This is a genomic window from Achromobacter deleyi (genome assembly GCF_902859705.1).
Classification (GTDB): domain Bacteria; phylum Pseudomonadota; class Gammaproteobacteria; order Burkholderiales; family Burkholderiaceae_B; genus Achromobacter; species Achromobacter deleyi.
Window position 1 is genome coordinate 103,330 of the sequence record NZ_CADIJO010000007.1, and the last position, 12,829, is coordinate 116,158.

14 protein-coding genes are annotated in these 12,829 nt (G+C 65.3%); 6 read left to right on the forward strand and 8 right to left on the reverse strand.

Annotated elements, in window-relative coordinates; genetic code table 11:
• Positions 1 to 3 precede the first annotated feature (3 nt).
• The 4 genes from HV798_RS12540 to lysC are packed head-to-tail and all read left to right on the forward strand — an operon-like array spanning position 4 to position 1,220.
• Positions 4 to 210, forward strand: a complete 207-nt coding sequence (locus HV798_RS12540) for a hypothetical protein (protein WP_175216449.1) — start codon at positions 4 to 6, stop codon at positions 208 to 210.
• Complete coding sequence (locus HV798_RS12545) at positions 210 to 758, forward strand: glycoside hydrolase family protein (protein ID WP_175216450.1); 549 nt, start codon at positions 210 to 212, stop codon at positions 756 to 758. Before HV798_RS12540 ends, HV798_RS12545 begins: the two co-directional genes overlap by 1 nt.
• On the forward strand, positions 755 to 1,075 hold the full coding sequence (locus tag HV798_RS12550; RefSeq protein WP_175216451.1) for a hypothetical protein: 321 nt from the start codon (positions 755 to 757) through the stop codon (positions 1,073 to 1,075). The genes HV798_RS12545 and HV798_RS12550 overlap by 4 nt, the downstream gene beginning before the upstream one ends.
• Positions 1,023 to 1,220 (forward strand): Rz1-like lysis system protein LysC, encoded by a 198-nt coding sequence (gene lysC / locus HV798_RS31940; RefSeq protein ID WP_425486144.1) that lies wholly within the window; start codon positions 1,023 to 1,025, stop codon positions 1,218 to 1,220. The genes HV798_RS12550 and lysC overlap by 53 nt, the downstream gene beginning before the upstream one ends.
• Here lysC and HV798_RS12555 read toward each other — a convergent pair.
• A complete protein-coding gene (locus HV798_RS12555) occupies positions 1,194 to 2,258 on the reverse strand; it encodes an integrase (protein WP_175216452.1) in 1,065 nt (354 codons plus the stop codon). The genes lysC and HV798_RS12555 overlap by 27 nt on opposite strands.
• A 343-nt stretch (positions 2,259 to 2,601) precedes the next feature.
• On the opposite strand from HV798_RS12555, the gene HV798_RS12560 reads away from it, so the two are divergent.
• Entirely contained in the window at positions 2,602 to 3,171 is a 570-nt protein-coding gene (locus HV798_RS12560) for a hypothetical protein (protein ID WP_175192818.1), read from the forward strand.
• Positions 3,172 to 3,260: 89 nt separating this feature from the next.
• On the opposite strand, the gene HV798_RS12565 is transcribed toward HV798_RS12560, so the two are convergent.
• From HV798_RS12565 to HV798_RS12585, 5 genes are all read right to left on the reverse strand, one after another.
• Positions 3,261 to 3,617 carry a hypothetical protein gene (locus HV798_RS12565; protein WP_175192817.1) on the reverse strand — a complete coding sequence of 119 codons (357 nt, stop codon included), beginning with the start codon at positions 3,615 to 3,617 and terminating at the stop codon, positions 3,261 to 3,263.
• A 153-nt stretch (positions 3,618 to 3,770) separates the two neighbouring features.
• A complete protein-coding gene (locus HV798_RS12570; RefSeq protein ID WP_175192816.1) occupies positions 3,771 to 4,394 on the reverse strand; it encodes a response regulator in 624 nt (207 codons plus the stop codon).
• Positions 4,395 to 4,408: 14 nt separating this feature from the next.
• The gene (locus HV798_RS12575) at positions 4,409 to 8,170 is read right to left on the reverse strand and encodes an ATP-binding protein (RefSeq protein WP_175192815.1); all 3,762 of its coding nucleotides are present in this window, start codon (positions 8,168 to 8,170) and stop codon (positions 4,409 to 4,411) included.
• A gap of 57 nt (positions 8,171 to 8,227) precedes the next feature.
• Positions 8,228 to 9,460 carry an EAL domain-containing response regulator gene (locus tag HV798_RS12580; protein WP_175192814.1) on the reverse strand — a complete coding sequence of 411 codons (1,233 nt, stop codon included), beginning with the start codon at positions 9,458 to 9,460 and terminating at the stop codon, positions 8,228 to 8,230.
• Between the two features lie 485 nt (positions 9,461 to 9,945).
• On the reverse strand, positions 9,946 to 10,332 hold the full coding sequence (locus tag HV798_RS12585) for a helix-turn-helix domain-containing protein (protein WP_175192813.1): 387 nt from the start codon (positions 10,330 to 10,332) through the stop codon (positions 9,946 to 9,948).
• 163 nt (positions 10,333 to 10,495) lie between these two features.
• On the opposite strand from HV798_RS12585, the gene HV798_RS12590 reads away from it, so the two are divergent.
• Positions 10,496 to 10,669, forward strand: coding sequence for a hypothetical protein (locus HV798_RS12590; protein WP_175192812.1), 174 nt, complete (start codon positions 10,496 to 10,498; stop codon positions 10,667 to 10,669).
• A 31-nt stretch (positions 10,670 to 10,700) separates the two neighbouring features.
• On the opposite strand, the gene HV798_RS12595 is transcribed toward HV798_RS12590, so the two are convergent.
• Both HV798_RS12595 and HV798_RS12600 read right to left on the reverse strand, forming a co-directional pair.
• Positions 10,701 to 11,834 (reverse strand): glycosyltransferase family 4 protein, encoded by a 1,134-nt coding sequence (locus tag HV798_RS12595; protein WP_175192811.1) that lies wholly within the window; start codon positions 11,832 to 11,834, stop codon positions 10,701 to 10,703.
• Between the two features lie 39 nt (positions 11,835 to 11,873).
• Complete coding sequence (locus HV798_RS12600) at positions 11,874 to 12,824, reverse strand: glycosyltransferase family 9 protein (protein WP_175192810.1); 951 nt, start codon at positions 12,822 to 12,824, stop codon at positions 11,874 to 11,876.
• Positions 12,825 to 12,829 lie beyond the last annotated feature (5 nt).

Here is a 12,829-nt window from a genome sequence, read left to right on the forward strand (position 1 = left end):
AAGATGAACTACGCACAATTGCCGTCGCCCGGTGTGGTGAACGGCGGCTTCGAGCTGCGCATGAAGTGCGCCCGCGCCATCTCCGCAGTGGAAATCCTGGCGGCTGGCGGCTCGGCCAACGGCGCAACCCGCGCTACCGATCTGGCCGCGTTCTTTGACGCCTGCGCGGCGGCATGCCGAGCTGCCATCCCGGCACCGGCAGGCCCCTAATGGGCTTCCGTGGCCGTGTGGCCGTCTCTTTGCTGGGACTGAGCGCGGCGGGCTTCTCCGCCTGGGTAGCGAACGAGGGCACCAGCCCCGCAGTCCCCGGCCCGGCTGGCACTACGCTGCTGGCCCCGCACATCCCCACCAAGGGCGATGTGCCCACTGTCGGCCACGGCTCCACCCGGTACGAGGACGGAACCCGCGTTCAGATGTCCGATCCGCCCATTACGCGGAAGCGTGCGGAAGAGCTGGCTCGCAACCTGGGCAACGATCAGCACCGCTGCTTGGTGCGGACTCTGCCCGGCGTGGCCTTGAACCAGACCGAGTACGACAAGTACCACGACTTCGTGGGCCAGTTCGGGTGCGGTAACTGGCAAAAGCCCCTCAGCCCCCGCACATGGCTGCTCAAAGGCGACTATTCCAACGCCTGCGCCGCGCTGCTGAATTGGCGGTTCTCCGCTGGCTACGACTGCTCCACGCCCGGGAACAAGATTTGTCGAGGTGTCTGGACTCGCCAGCTTGAGCGCTACGAGGCGTGCACGGGGGCGCTATGACCTTCTCATGGAAGTGGCTGGCCGTCGCCGCCGTACTGTGCCTACTGGCCGGGGTGGGGATGACCAGCCGCTATTACAGCGCCCGCGTGGGTACGCTGGAGCGTGACTTGAAAACCGCCCAGGCTGATGCCAAGGCTTCCCGGGCGGCGAGCGCTACTAAGTCGGCGGAGCTGGCCCGCGTGGAGGCCCACTACCAAAAACAGAGTAAGGACCTTGCCAATGCCCTCAAAGCGAATCCGGGCTGGGCTGATAGCCGTGTGCCTGATGCTGTCTTTGACAGCCTGTTCGGCCCCGGCACTGATAGCCCCGCCCGCTGAGTACCTGGCGGATTGCCCACACGCCGAGCCGCCTGAAGAGCGGACGAACGCTGGGCTGGCCGACTACGCCCAGCGGGAGCGGCAGGCTCTGGCGCGCTGCAACACCGACAAGGCCGCGCTACGCGCCTGGGCTGGTAGCCGGTAGGTCCTGTAGGACAGCCAGCAGCCGCTCCAGCAGCTCCGGCGTGAGGTCTTCCGCACGAGGCCCCAGCTTGCTCACCAGGTGCTCCACGTCCAAGTGCGTATACCGGTTCAGCATGGATAGGGTCTTGTGCCCCGTAATCCGCGCCACCTCAATCTGGTTCAGGCCCCTCTCGAACAGGCGGCTGGTGGCCTCGTGCCGGAAGTCGTGGAACCGGAGGTCCTTCGACCCGATTCGCTTGGCAGCGCGGCGGAGGGCCTGGCTGACGGACCCGGGCTGTATGTTGAAAACTAAGCCCTTGTCACCCTTGCGGTAACGCGCCTGGAGTAGTTCCAGCGCCCTGGGGGACAGCGGCACAGTCCGGGGTGAGCCGGTCTTGGTCTTGTCCAAGTAGGCGCTCTTGCGCTCGAAGTCCACCCGCTCCCATTGCAGGCCCACCAGCTCTCCCCGGCGCATAGCCGTCTCTACGGCCAACTCCATCAGCAGGGCAGTCTCCGGCGACTCGCATGCGGCAACCAGGCGGGCAAGTTCCTCCGGCTTCACACGGCGCTCGCGGGAGCTGGCGATCACAGGTCGCCGGGTCTTTGGGATACCGTTAGGCAGTCTCCAGTCCATTTCCTCCACAGCGACCACGTAGGCCCGGTGGAGAAGCGCCAGCTCGTGCTGGACCGTTTGTGGGGCGGATCGGGGCATTCCCAGCCGGTCCCGCTTGTACTGCGTCAGTCCGGCTGATGTGAGCTTGAACGCGTCCACGGAGCCGATCAGCGGTTTGATGTTCTTGACGCGGTTCTCATCGCTGCTGGCGGACTTCTTGGCCTTGGCCTCGTCCGTCTCCAGATACCAGTCCAGCAGGTCAGCCACGGTCTTTACGTCCCTGTGTCGCTGGGGTTCTACCGGGACGCCTGCGGCAATCTTGGCCTCTGTGTCTGCGCCCCAGGCCGACGCATCCGCGTGACGCTCGAAGGTCTTACTGAGCGGGGCCATCCCCTTCCGCCGAACCTGGCATCGCCACTTGCCGCGGTACTTGGTAATGCTCGCCACTTGGCACTCCTTTGCACTCGAAATCACAGGTTGAGTGCAACTATTCTCCCGCAGCCCGCGCCGAATATGGAAGGACTGTTTGCCTTCTAAGCCCGGGGTCGGGGGTTCGAGCCCCTCCTGCCGCGCCACGGACGCATCACGCAGCAATCCGTGCTTTTAAGAAAGTTCCAATAGGCACCTACGTGCCGTCTTCATAAATTACCTGTTCCGCGCACCCCCGCTTTCGGGCGTGCGACAGGCGGACAGCGTTGCCTTCGGACTCCCCCCTTATCGTTGAAATGGCCACCGTGCCGGTCAGGGCTGGTGTTCGCATGGGCGCGCAGGATCACTTCAGGGAAATCTTATGTTGAACAGGAAAACTGCGGCCAGGCTGTTGCTGGCGCTGATGTTGACCACGGGCGCGGCGGGGGCATGGGCGCAGAGTGCGGCGGCGTCCTCAGACCAGGTCGTGTCGTCACAGGTGATCCTGGGCGGCCAGGCCAAATTCGTGGCACCACCGGGCTATATCAAGGTGAGGGCCAAGGAGACCGGCAGCATGGTTCAAACCTCATACCAGAACGCTGCCACCAAGCATGGATTCGTGACGACCGATGGGGTGGCCCAGGCCGATCTGGCCGGTGCGGCATTTCGCACAATGATCGATACTTACGAGGCCAAACAGCGGCGGGCGATGCAGTCGTACAGCGAAATGGGCAGCAAGAATCTGAAGATCGCGGGGTTTGATGGTGCTCAGCGCGATGTTCAGGGCACCGTCGAGGGTAAGTTTGGCGGCAAGGCGATTCTGCGGACCACGACGTTTGTGGCTTCGGGCGACCGCTATTTCTTCGTTGTGACGATTTCGCCAGCCGACGACGCCGCCAATCACCAGGACTTTGCCACGACGCTTCAGCGGGGCATATCCGCCGCTCGCTGAGCCCAGGCAGGAAAATACCGCGCGAAGCGGGCGTAGTAGGATTCCTTGACAGTAGTCCTACCCAATCCGCCGCTTCGCGTTGTCTTGCCCTAGGACAGAAACGGCCAGTTTGCCACGGCGACCTTGAATAGCGCCGTAGCCGCGAGAATGCCGGCTGCGCTACAGGCGAAATAGACCGCCGCGAAACGCCGTGCCGAGCGCGGGTCGCGGCCGGTGGTGCGTTTGAACAGTCCGTGGCGCAAGTGCCAATAGGGGATGGGCAGCGCGAGCACCGTGACGGCCAATACCAACCATACCGATGATGGACAGATACCCAGGTAGCACACCAGGGCGCGGCACGAGCGTATCCAGACCAGATGTGCGGCGAGTTCGCAGGCCAGCGTGACCAGGAAGTAAAAGACCAGCCAGCGCCAAGGGCGTGCTTTGGGCTGCGAATGAAGGCGCATGGGAAGGATCGACCCGGGGATTGCTGAAGGGAAAAGGTGGCTTTCCCTGGGGAATCGGGCGATTACCGACCGGCCTCCAGGCAAGCTTGCTCAGCTTGCCCGCCGTGATGGGCGGCGGCTATTGGAACTTTCTGAATCTTCGGGCGAAACGCCTTAGAGCAGGCGCAGGTCGCGTAGGGCGGCGTGCAGCTCGGAGTCGTTCTTGACGCCCAGCTTGCGCATGGCGGATACCTTGTGGGCGCTGGCGGTCTTGACGGTGCGGTTGACCTTGTTGGCGACTTCCGTCATGGACATGCCGGCGGCGAACAGGCGCAGCACTTCGATTTCCCGCCCGCTCAGCGTACCGCCCGCCACGGCGTGGCGGCTTTCGCCGAGCAGCGACTGCATCGTGGGCGACTGGTAGGTCAAGCCGCCGCGCAGGCTTTGCAGCGCAATGGAGATATGGTTCAGGGGATCGCGCTTGCTGACCAGCGCGGCCACGCCGCTGTTCATGATGACGCGGATGAGCGCGGCGTTGTCCAGCATGGTCAGCACGATGATTTTCAGGTCGGGATACTGCCGCTGAAGCTGGCGCAGCAGCGACAGGCCGTCGGCGGAGTCTTCCCGGGGCAGGGAATAGTCGGCGATCAGGACGTCGCAGGCCGTGGTGGCCAGCAGATCACGCAGCTCGGCGATGGTCGATGCGCGGCCCACCAGGCGGGTGTCGGGCTGGTCGTTGACGATCTGCTCGATCCCGGCAAGGATGAGAGGGTGGTCGTCGATGGCAATGACTCGCATGGTGTGCTTGCCTTTCAGGGTACGTTATCCGGGTTCATTATGCCGGTCGCCGCGCCGGAGCCGGTTTCTTTTTTCATGCGGGCCATGATCAACCGGCATTCGGCGATGAAGGTCGCACCGATGGCTTCGCGGGCCACGGCGTCGGCCGGCCGAATGGCGCTGGAGAACGCGGCAACGCAATCGACCAGCCCCGGATGCTGGACGGCATGGGTCGAGCCGCGTGCCCGGTGGATCCAGTCGTGCAGCCTGCCGTCATCGTGCAGGGGCAGCAAACTGGCCAGATCGTCCAGGTCCTGGCTGAACAGGTCAAGAAAGGTGGCGACGAACTGACGCGCCTTGTCGTGGGTGCCGAAGACCGCGACCAGATTGTCCAGGTATTCGCTGGACGGGGCCGGCTCGGGTTCCGGGGCGGGCAGGGCGGGCGCATTGAACGGCAACGCGGCCGCCGCAGCGGTGGGCGGGCTGGGCGCCCTGAGCAGTGCTGCGCGCAAGGTATCGAGTTCCACGGGTTTGACCAGCAGGCCGAGCATGCCGGATTCCAGGCAACGCCGGTAGGCGGTGGACGTGCCGTCGGCCGAATAGCCGATGACGGGAGGGCGGGGCACTTTCCAAGCCGCCGCGCCGGCGGTGATTTCCCGGGTCAGGGTATAGCCGTCCATGCCCGGCATGGTGCAATCGGTGATGACCGCGGCGATGCCGCCAGCGCCATGGTCGTTTTTCCAGGCGTGATGCAGGGCCTCGAGCGCTTGGGGCCCGGACGCGGCCGAAATGACCTGCAGGCCCAACAACCGCAGCTGGGTTTCCAGCAGCATGCGGTTGGAAGGGTGGTCGTCGACGATCAGCACGGTACTGGTGGGCGGCAGGCTCAAGGCCGGGAATTGTTCCGCCGTGCCGGATTCGGCCTCGATGGGGGCGGACCAGGTATTGCCATAGCGCATCGGCAATGTCACGGTGACGGTGGTGCCGCTGCCTTCGGCGCTTTGCAAGGCAATTTCACCGCCAAAGAGTTCGGCCAATTTCTTGCTGATGGCCAAGCCCATGCCGGTGCCGCCGTAGCGCTCATAGATGTCAGCGGTGGCTTGCTGGAAGGGGCTGAACAGGTGTGGCACGACATCGGCCGCGATGCCGATGCCGGTGTCCTGCACATTGATGCGCACGACGCACAGGTTCTGGTCTTGGCGCAGGACGTCGGCGGTGACGGTCACCGCACCGCGCGGGGTGAATTTGATGGCATTGGCCACCAGGTTATTGATGATCTGGCGCAGGCGACCTGCGTCGAACACCAGGTCGGCCGGCACGTCAGGGTTCACCTTGACGTCCAGGCGGATGCCCTTGGCCTGGGCGGACCGGTTGAAGGCGGTGACCCAGCGCGGCAGGGCCTCGGTCAGGTCACCGGCAGAATAGTGCAGGGACAGCTCGCCGGCCTCGATCTTGGAGTAGTGCAGGATGTCGTTGAGCAGCAGCAATAGCGCGGTGGCGGAATCGTAGGCCAGCGCCGCCTGTTGCTGGGCGGGCAGCGAGACATCGCCGGCCTTGCCTTCCTTGAGCAGTTCCAGCGCGCCCACCACGATGTTCATCGGCGTGCGGATTTCGTGGCTGATGGTGGCCAGGAACAACGTCTTGGCGCGGTTGGCGGCATCCGCGTGCTGGATGGCCAGTTGCAACGAGCGTTCGGTGGCCTTGAGTTCGGTCAGGTCGACCCAGCCGCCGAGCAACGCCTGGAGTTCGCCGTTGGCGCCCAGCAGCGGCACTACCCAATGCTGGCCCGTCAGTTCGCGCCCGCCCAGGGTGAGCGTCATTTCGGCGAAGTACGGCTGGTGCGTCACCTTGACTTCGTCGTAAGCGCGGCGGACCTTCTGGCGGCTGGCATCATCCAGGGTGGCGATGCCTTCGAGGGTCAGGTTCATGTCCACCAGCGGGTCCTTGACCAGCTTTTCGAAGGCCTCGTTGCAGGCAATCATGATGCCGTCCGGATTCCAGACGTACATCGGGTTGGGATTGGCGTCGAGCATCTGGCGCTTGAGCGTCAGGCGTTCCTGCATCAGGCGATTGTCGCGGCGCCTTTTCAGGAAGCGCACCAGCAGGATGATCAGCCAGGCGGCCAGCAGGATGCCGGCGACACTGCCGCCGATGATCAGGCCACGGATCAGCGGCCCGCGGGCGGCCCAGCGGAATTCAAGCTGTTCGGAGTACTGCCACTGCGCGATGGTGAAGTCCATCTGCTCGTCGGTAATGGCATTGAGCACCTTGTCGATGATCGAGGCCAGCAATGGATTGCGATCGGAGACCAGGTAGACAAAGGGCACCATGTCCGGCTTGCCGATGCCGGTGATCTGCAGCTGGCCTTGATAGAAGCGCGCAATCAGGTATTCGGCGGAGGGGTACAGCAACGTGGTCGCGTCGGCCTCGCCGGTGGCGACGGAATTCAGGGCCGCCAGGCCGGTGGACACTTCGACGATGGTGGGCGGCTTTTCGGGGCTGGCCGCCTGCAACAGGGTTTTGAGGGGAGAGGCGGCCACCAGCGCGACGCGCAGAGGTTGCAGTTCGGCGATGTTCTTGGGATGCGGCCCGTCGACGCGCGAGATCAGCGCGTAGGTGCTGTGCAGGACCGGCCGGGTCAGCACAAGCCCGGAGAAACCGGGATAGTTGCCCTGCATGGTACTGGCCATGTCGGCGTTGCCGTCGCGAACGGCCTGGATCTGGTTCAGCGCCGAATCGTAGAACTGGGGCGTGAACTGCAGGCCCGTCTGCGCCGTGACCATGTCCAGCACCGATGCCGAAATGCCCGCCGAACGGCCGAAGCTGTCTCGGAACGTGAACGGCACGACCAGCGACGACGTGGCGACCGTGACCTTGGGGTGATCCTTGATCCATTGCAGTTCGGCTTCGCTGAACGGCACTTTGCCGTCAAGGCGGCCTTGTTCGGCCTCTACCCACCGCCGCTGCAGCGTGCGGTGCACCCGCTCGGGGAATTCGGCCAGCGCCTGGTCGAAGCTGCGCAGCAGTTCGGCCCGCTGCGGGTTGAAGGCAAAGGCGTATTGCGTGCGCAGGCCGGTGGTGGACGGGCGCGCCTTCAGCATGTAGAAAAGAATGGCGTTGTTGTAGGCGGAAATGGAAATCGTGTCGCCCAGGAAGGCCACGTCCTTGTGGGTGGCGACGCGTTCGAGGCCCTCGTAATAGCTGTCCACGCCATGCAGCGCGGTGTCGGGGATCAGCCGGGCCACGTCGTCCGTGTCCAGTTCACTGCGCAGGTAGCCCAGCGTGCCGGTGCCCAGCGAACTGCCGTTGCGCACCTCGGAGCGGGTGATGACGATGGCGGCGGCGTTGAAGATGGGGGCCGAGCGCGGAAAGCGCGCTTGCGGCAAGGCAGCGTCGGCGCCGACCGCCACGTCGATGTCGCCGGCCGCCAATGCGGCCGACAGCGCATCCAGGTTGTCGAAGAAGCGCACGGCAACGGTCAGGTTGCGGGCGCGGGCGATGACGTCCAGGTAATCGGCGGCCAGGCCTCGGGCGTTGCCGTTGCGGTCGCTGCGCGACAGCAGTGGGGCCATGCCTTCCATGACGCCAACCAGGATGCGGGCAGGCTGCGCCGCGTCATCGGGCAAGTCGGAGTGGGGCAGCACCACGCTGCTGGCTTCGGGGCTGCTTTCCAGGGCGGACAACGGGGGGGCGGGAATGGGGCCGGCGTGGGCGCCGATGCTGCTCAGCGCCAGGGTCAGAGCGATGGAGACCTGGCACAGCAGCCTGCCGGCTGCAGGTACAAATAGGGTAGGCACAGTGCCGTGTCCTTCATTTCGGGCAGGCTTCAAGCCTTCGAAGCGGATGGTTGCATTTTAGCTGCAGAGCGATGGGGGCGGGAGGATGTGTTCGGTTGGCGCAAGCATGTCGCGAGCGTGGCAGAACGACAGCAGTTGCCATTCCGGCATGGGGGCGCCGTATAGATAGCCCTGCTCGCGGTCGCAGCCCAGTTCGCGGATGACCTTGCTGTGGGCGTCGGTTTCCACGCCTTCGGCCACCGTGTGCATACCCAACCGGTGCGCCAGGCCGATCATGGATTCAACGATGGCGCGCTGGTGGGGGTGGTTGGACAGGCCTTCCAGGAACGAACGGTCGATTTTCAGTTCGGTGAAGGGGATGTCCCGCAACCGCGCCATCGACGAATAGCCGATGCCGAAGTCGTCGATGGCCAGGCCGAAGCCCGCCATGCGCAGCTCGGCCAGGTTCTCGAACAGCGAGCCTTCGGCGGCGCTGTCGCTCAGTGTTTCTGTCAGTTCGAAGACGACGCTTTCGCGGCGCGCGGCGCGGGCGTCGGCGATATCGATCAGCGATTGCACGACGCTGTGGCGGGCCATCGCGGCGCTGCTCAGATTGATGGAAACCGAGACGGTCAGGCCGTTGTCCTGCCAGCGCTGTTGCGCCGCCAGGGACTGCTGCAGCATGGCACCGGCCAGTTGGCCGTCCAGGTTGCGGGCGGCGATGGTGGGCATGAAGGCGCTGGGCGCCAGAATGCCGTGCAGCGGCTCGTACCAGCGCGCCAGCGCCTCCACGCCCAGGATATGGCCTGTTCGGCAACAGATCTGGGGCTGGAACCAGGGCTGTATTCGCCCATCCTGCAAGGCTTCGAGCGCGGCGCGCTCGGTCACCGGGAAACCTCGGCCTGGGGGGACGGCGGGCGGGTACGTCTGGGCGATGCGGCCGCTGCCGGCCAGGATCTGGCGCAGGGCGTCGACGGCCAGGGGTTTTTCGATCAGGCCGATGACCTCGACGCAGGAACTGCGCGCCACCAGTTCGGCGGACCGCAAGAATCGCGGATCCAGGGTGGTGGTGAAGATGACCTGGGGCGGGGTGTTCAAGGCCGCCAGCTCGCGGACCAATGAAATGCCGTCCATGCCCGGCAGGCGCAGGTCGCACAGCAGCACATCCCAGCGTTGGGCACGCAGGCGCCGCAGCGCGTCTTGCGCGTCGCTGACGACGCCAAACCCGGCCAGATCGCAGCGCGACAGTGCGGCCGACGCGTAGCGGGCCTGAATGGGGTCATCTTCCAGTACCAGCACTCGAAGAGTCATGTGCATTCCTATGTGAGGGGATCAAGACAGGCAGGATGGCGCCAACGCCGGCAAGCGCGCTTTCCGGCACTGTTGAAGGAGGGCAGAGCAGGGCGGGTACGGATCGGCAAATGGGTGTGGATCGTCGAAATTGCCGCATGGGACCGTAAGGCCTGGTGAATTCTGCGCTGGCGCAAACGGGATGGGCATTGGAAGTTTCTAATTTTTGTTACAGGAGTGCGATTCTGAAATTTCGAGTGCGCTTTTCACTTCGATTTTCAGAAAGTTCCAATGGCAGTACCTCAAACCGCTGGGCACCATGGATGCATTCGCCGTTGTCGGCACGCGTATCAGCCTGGCCAGGCAAAAGCTGGATAAAGCCGCGCAGGAACTGCTTGCCGCCCAGGAAGAACAAGGAAACTGATTCGCCGGATCCCGTTCTGGCTTTGGGCCGGTCCGGACGGGATCTTTTACGGCGCGCCCTTGCAGAGGGGCGCGCCTTTTTTTTATTGCGCGTGTTCGCGTGTGTGACGAGGCTCGCGGCGGGCTCGCCCACGGCGTTTTGGCAGATCCTGGACAGGGTCGGGGCGGTACACCGGCGCATGCCAGACGATCGACCATTCGATGTCGAGCCGGGTTTCGAGAAACGGCGCGGTCCATTCGCATAGTGGCACCATGCCGTTTTCGATCAGGCTGTAGGTGATGAGCGTGAGGTCGAGCCGGTTGGCGACTTCGACGCGGGAGAGCTTGTGGGCTTCGCGCCAGGCGCGCAGGGCGGACCAGCCATGTTGGCGCATCAGGAGCAGAACACTGGGAGGCGGCAGCTTATGCCGCAGGTCGGCCTGGCGAAAGAGGGATTCCTCGGCGACGTCGCTGAGCAAGGGCATGTTCATGGATGTGTGGATGCGGTGTTGATGGGCATCCCCAGTGTGCGAGCCGCCAGGCGCCGCCACCATTGGAAGTTTCTAATTTATGGTGGCCCGGCGCAAAGCGCGTATGCTGGGCGCTGTAAGGCGAAGCGGCGTATTGCCGCCTTGCCGCTGCCCAGGAACCGCCATGGAAAAGAAAGACTCCCCCCCGGAACAGAAAGACAAGCCCGCCGCAACGCCGAAAAAGCCGGACGTGCCCGCCGCGGCCAAGGGTTGGCCGACGCCCAAGAACACCTATGCGCCCAAGGGACGGGCCATGGATCGCAAGCCGGGCAGCCGTGGGTCGGCCCGCGGCCGCTAGCGATCGGCGCGCTCGCCGCTGGCGCCCAGCCTCACGCCGGGCGGAACGCCCGTTCGTCGTGGCCCAGGGCGCGGCGGTAGGCGTCCAGCGTATGAGCCATCTGGTTGGCCAGGCGGAAATTCGATTCTGCATACTCGCGGGCCCGCGCGACGATGGTGGCGGCGCGGTCCGGATCGTGGCGGATGCCCAGGATGTGCTCGGCGAAGCCGGCGACATCGCCAGGGGCGGCGAGCCAGCCGGTGATGTCCGGCCTGACGATTTCCGGCAGTCCGCCCACCTGGCTGGCCACGACCGGGCAGCGCGCGGCAAAAGCTTCCGGCACGACGCGCGACCAGGCTTCGGTGGCTGAAGGCACCAGCATCACGTCTGTGGCATGGATCATGTCGGCCACGTCCAGACGATGCCCGGCAAACACGACCTGATCGGCGATGCCCAACTGCACGGCCAGCGTGCGCAGCTGCTGCGCGTAGGGCTGGGTCTCGGCGGTGGCCATGCCCACGACCAGCGCGACGGCGGGCACCGAATGGCGGCGCAGGCGCAGCACCACGCGCAACAGGTCGGCCTGGCGTTTTTCCGGGCGCAGCATGCCGATGGTGGAGACCACGAACGCGGCGGGATCCACATTCAGGGCGCGCCGCGTGCGTTCCCGCACACCGATCTTGTCGACGACGCGAAAGAAGGCGTCGCCAGCCCATTCGCCCACTACGCTGATGCGTTCTGGCCGTGCAAAGCGGGCGGTCAGCAGGGAATCGCGGCCAGCGTCGCTGGTGGCGATGACGTGGTCGCAGCCCAGCTTCCATTCCAGCCGGCGGCGGGCGCTGGTGGGCATGGGTTTGGCGAAATGGCGCGTGCGGACCACGGCGCACAGGTCACGGCATAGCGCGGCCGTCTTGCCGTCGGCGCGGCTGTGGCTGTCGATGACGTCGACCCCCATCAGTTTGACGGCGCGGCGCAGCTTGAGAATGGCGCCGGGGGAATACGGCGAATCGAAATCGATGGGCACCGTCGGAATGTCGCGGCGGCAGGCGGCTACGCTGATGGCGCTGGCCGCGGGGGCAGCGATGGCCGCGGCATGGCCGTGGCGATTGAGCCAGGCAGCCTGTTCCAGGGTGCGGAATTCGAGTCCGCCCAGGCTTTTTTCGCCAAGAATATGCAGGATCCGCATCGGGTCTGAAAATGGGAGAAGGTAGGAAAGCCGGGGCGGTCAGGCCCGGGCGGCGGGCGCGCTCGACAGGACGTCGACGCAGGCGCGCAGCACGTCGTCGGGCGTGATGGAGTTGATGCCGTCGCGCGGTTCGCGCGGCACCACGTCGGCGGCGCCGCGGCGCCGCCAGAACCATTCGGGATTGGACTGGTTGAAGATGCCCACGTACGGCACGCCGGTGGCCTGCGCCACATGCGACGGGCCGCAATCATTGGCGACCACCAGGCGTGCGCGCAGCATGATCGCGCTCAGTTCGGACAGCGGCCGGCAATAGGCCACCTGGATGTCCGTGCGCCGCAGCGCGTCGAGCTCGGCGCGCTCACGGGCTTCCTGCTTGCCCAGCACGAAGGTGTAGCGGATGTCGGCGCCCAGCAGCGATTTGAGGCGGTCCGCCAACCGCAGGTAGTGCGCCAGGCGCCAGCGCTTGAATGGTCCCGAGCCGCCGCCGGGGATGAAGACGACGTCGGCGCCAAGCTCGGTGTGCCCATGACGCCTGGCCAGCTCGGCGAAGCAGCGGCGTGCGGCCGCTTCGGCATCGAGCGGCCGGTACGCGGCCAGCAGGCGTAGATTGGCCAGGCCGATGTATTCGGCTTCGTCCTTGCGGTGGCAATGCGTCCAGACCAGATCGCTGAAGCGGGCGTTGCGAAAACCCAGGCGAATCGCCGGCAAGCGCAGCAGATTGACCAGGCCGAAGCGTTCGCTGCTGTGGTGCAGGTTGACCGAGACCTGGGTGGTCGAGGTCAGGCTGCGGACATAGTCGCGCAGGCTGCGGGCGCGCTGGAATTCGTCGACCCAGGGCAAGTCGCGGTAGATGTGGCCGACGTCATCGCGCGCCACCACCTTGACCTGTCTGCCCGGCCACCACGCCTTGAGCTGGTAAAGCGTGGCAAAGGCGACGATCTGGTCGCCCAGCTGGGGTTGGCTTCTGACGTAGACGACGATGTCCGACACGCGCG

What these genes read in the sequence shown, in the direction of transcription:
- HV798_RS12540 (WP_175216449.1), top strand. Translation starts at nt 4, where the DNA reads ATGAACTACGCACAATTGCCGTCGCCCGGTGTGGTGAACGGCGGCTTC.
- HV798_RS12545 (WP_175216450.1), top strand. Translation starts at nt 210, where the DNA reads ATGGGCTTCCGTGGCCGTGTGGCCGTCTCTTTGCTGGGACTGAGCGCG.
- HV798_RS12550 (WP_175216451.1), top strand. Translation starts at nt 755, where the DNA reads ATGACCTTCTCATGGAAGTGGCTGGCCGTCGCCGCCGTACTGTGCCTA.
- lysC (WP_425486144.1), top strand. Translation starts at nt 1,023, where the DNA reads ATGCTGTCTTTGACAGCCTGTTCGGCCCCGGCACTGATAGCCCCGCCC.
- HV798_RS12560 (WP_175192818.1), top strand. Translation starts at nt 2,602, where the DNA reads ATGTTGAACAGGAAAACTGCGGCCAGGCTGTTGCTGGCGCTGATGTTG.
- HV798_RS12565 (WP_175192817.1), bottom strand. Translation starts at nt 3,617, where the DNA reads ATGCGCCTTCATTCGCAGCCCAAAGCACGCCCTTGGCGCTGGCTGGTC.
- HV798_RS12570 (WP_175192816.1), bottom strand. Translation starts at nt 4,394, where the DNA reads ATGCGAGTCATTGCCATCGACGACCACCCTCTCATCCTTGCCGGGATC.
- HV798_RS12580 (WP_175192814.1), bottom strand. Translation starts at nt 9,460, where the DNA reads ATGACTCTTCGAGTGCTGGTACTGGAAGATGACCCCATTCAGGCCCGC.
- HV798_RS12585 (WP_175192813.1), bottom strand. Translation starts at nt 10,332, where the DNA reads ATGAACATGCCCTTGCTCAGCGACGTCGCCGAGGAATCCCTCTTTCGC.
- HV798_RS12590 (WP_175192812.1), top strand. Translation starts at nt 10,496, where the DNA reads ATGGAAAAGAAAGACTCCCCCCCGGAACAGAAAGACAAGCCCGCCGCA.
- HV798_RS12595 (WP_175192811.1), bottom strand. Translation starts at nt 11,834, where the DNA reads ATGCGGATCCTGCATATTCTTGGCGAAAAAAGCCTGGGCGGACTCGAA.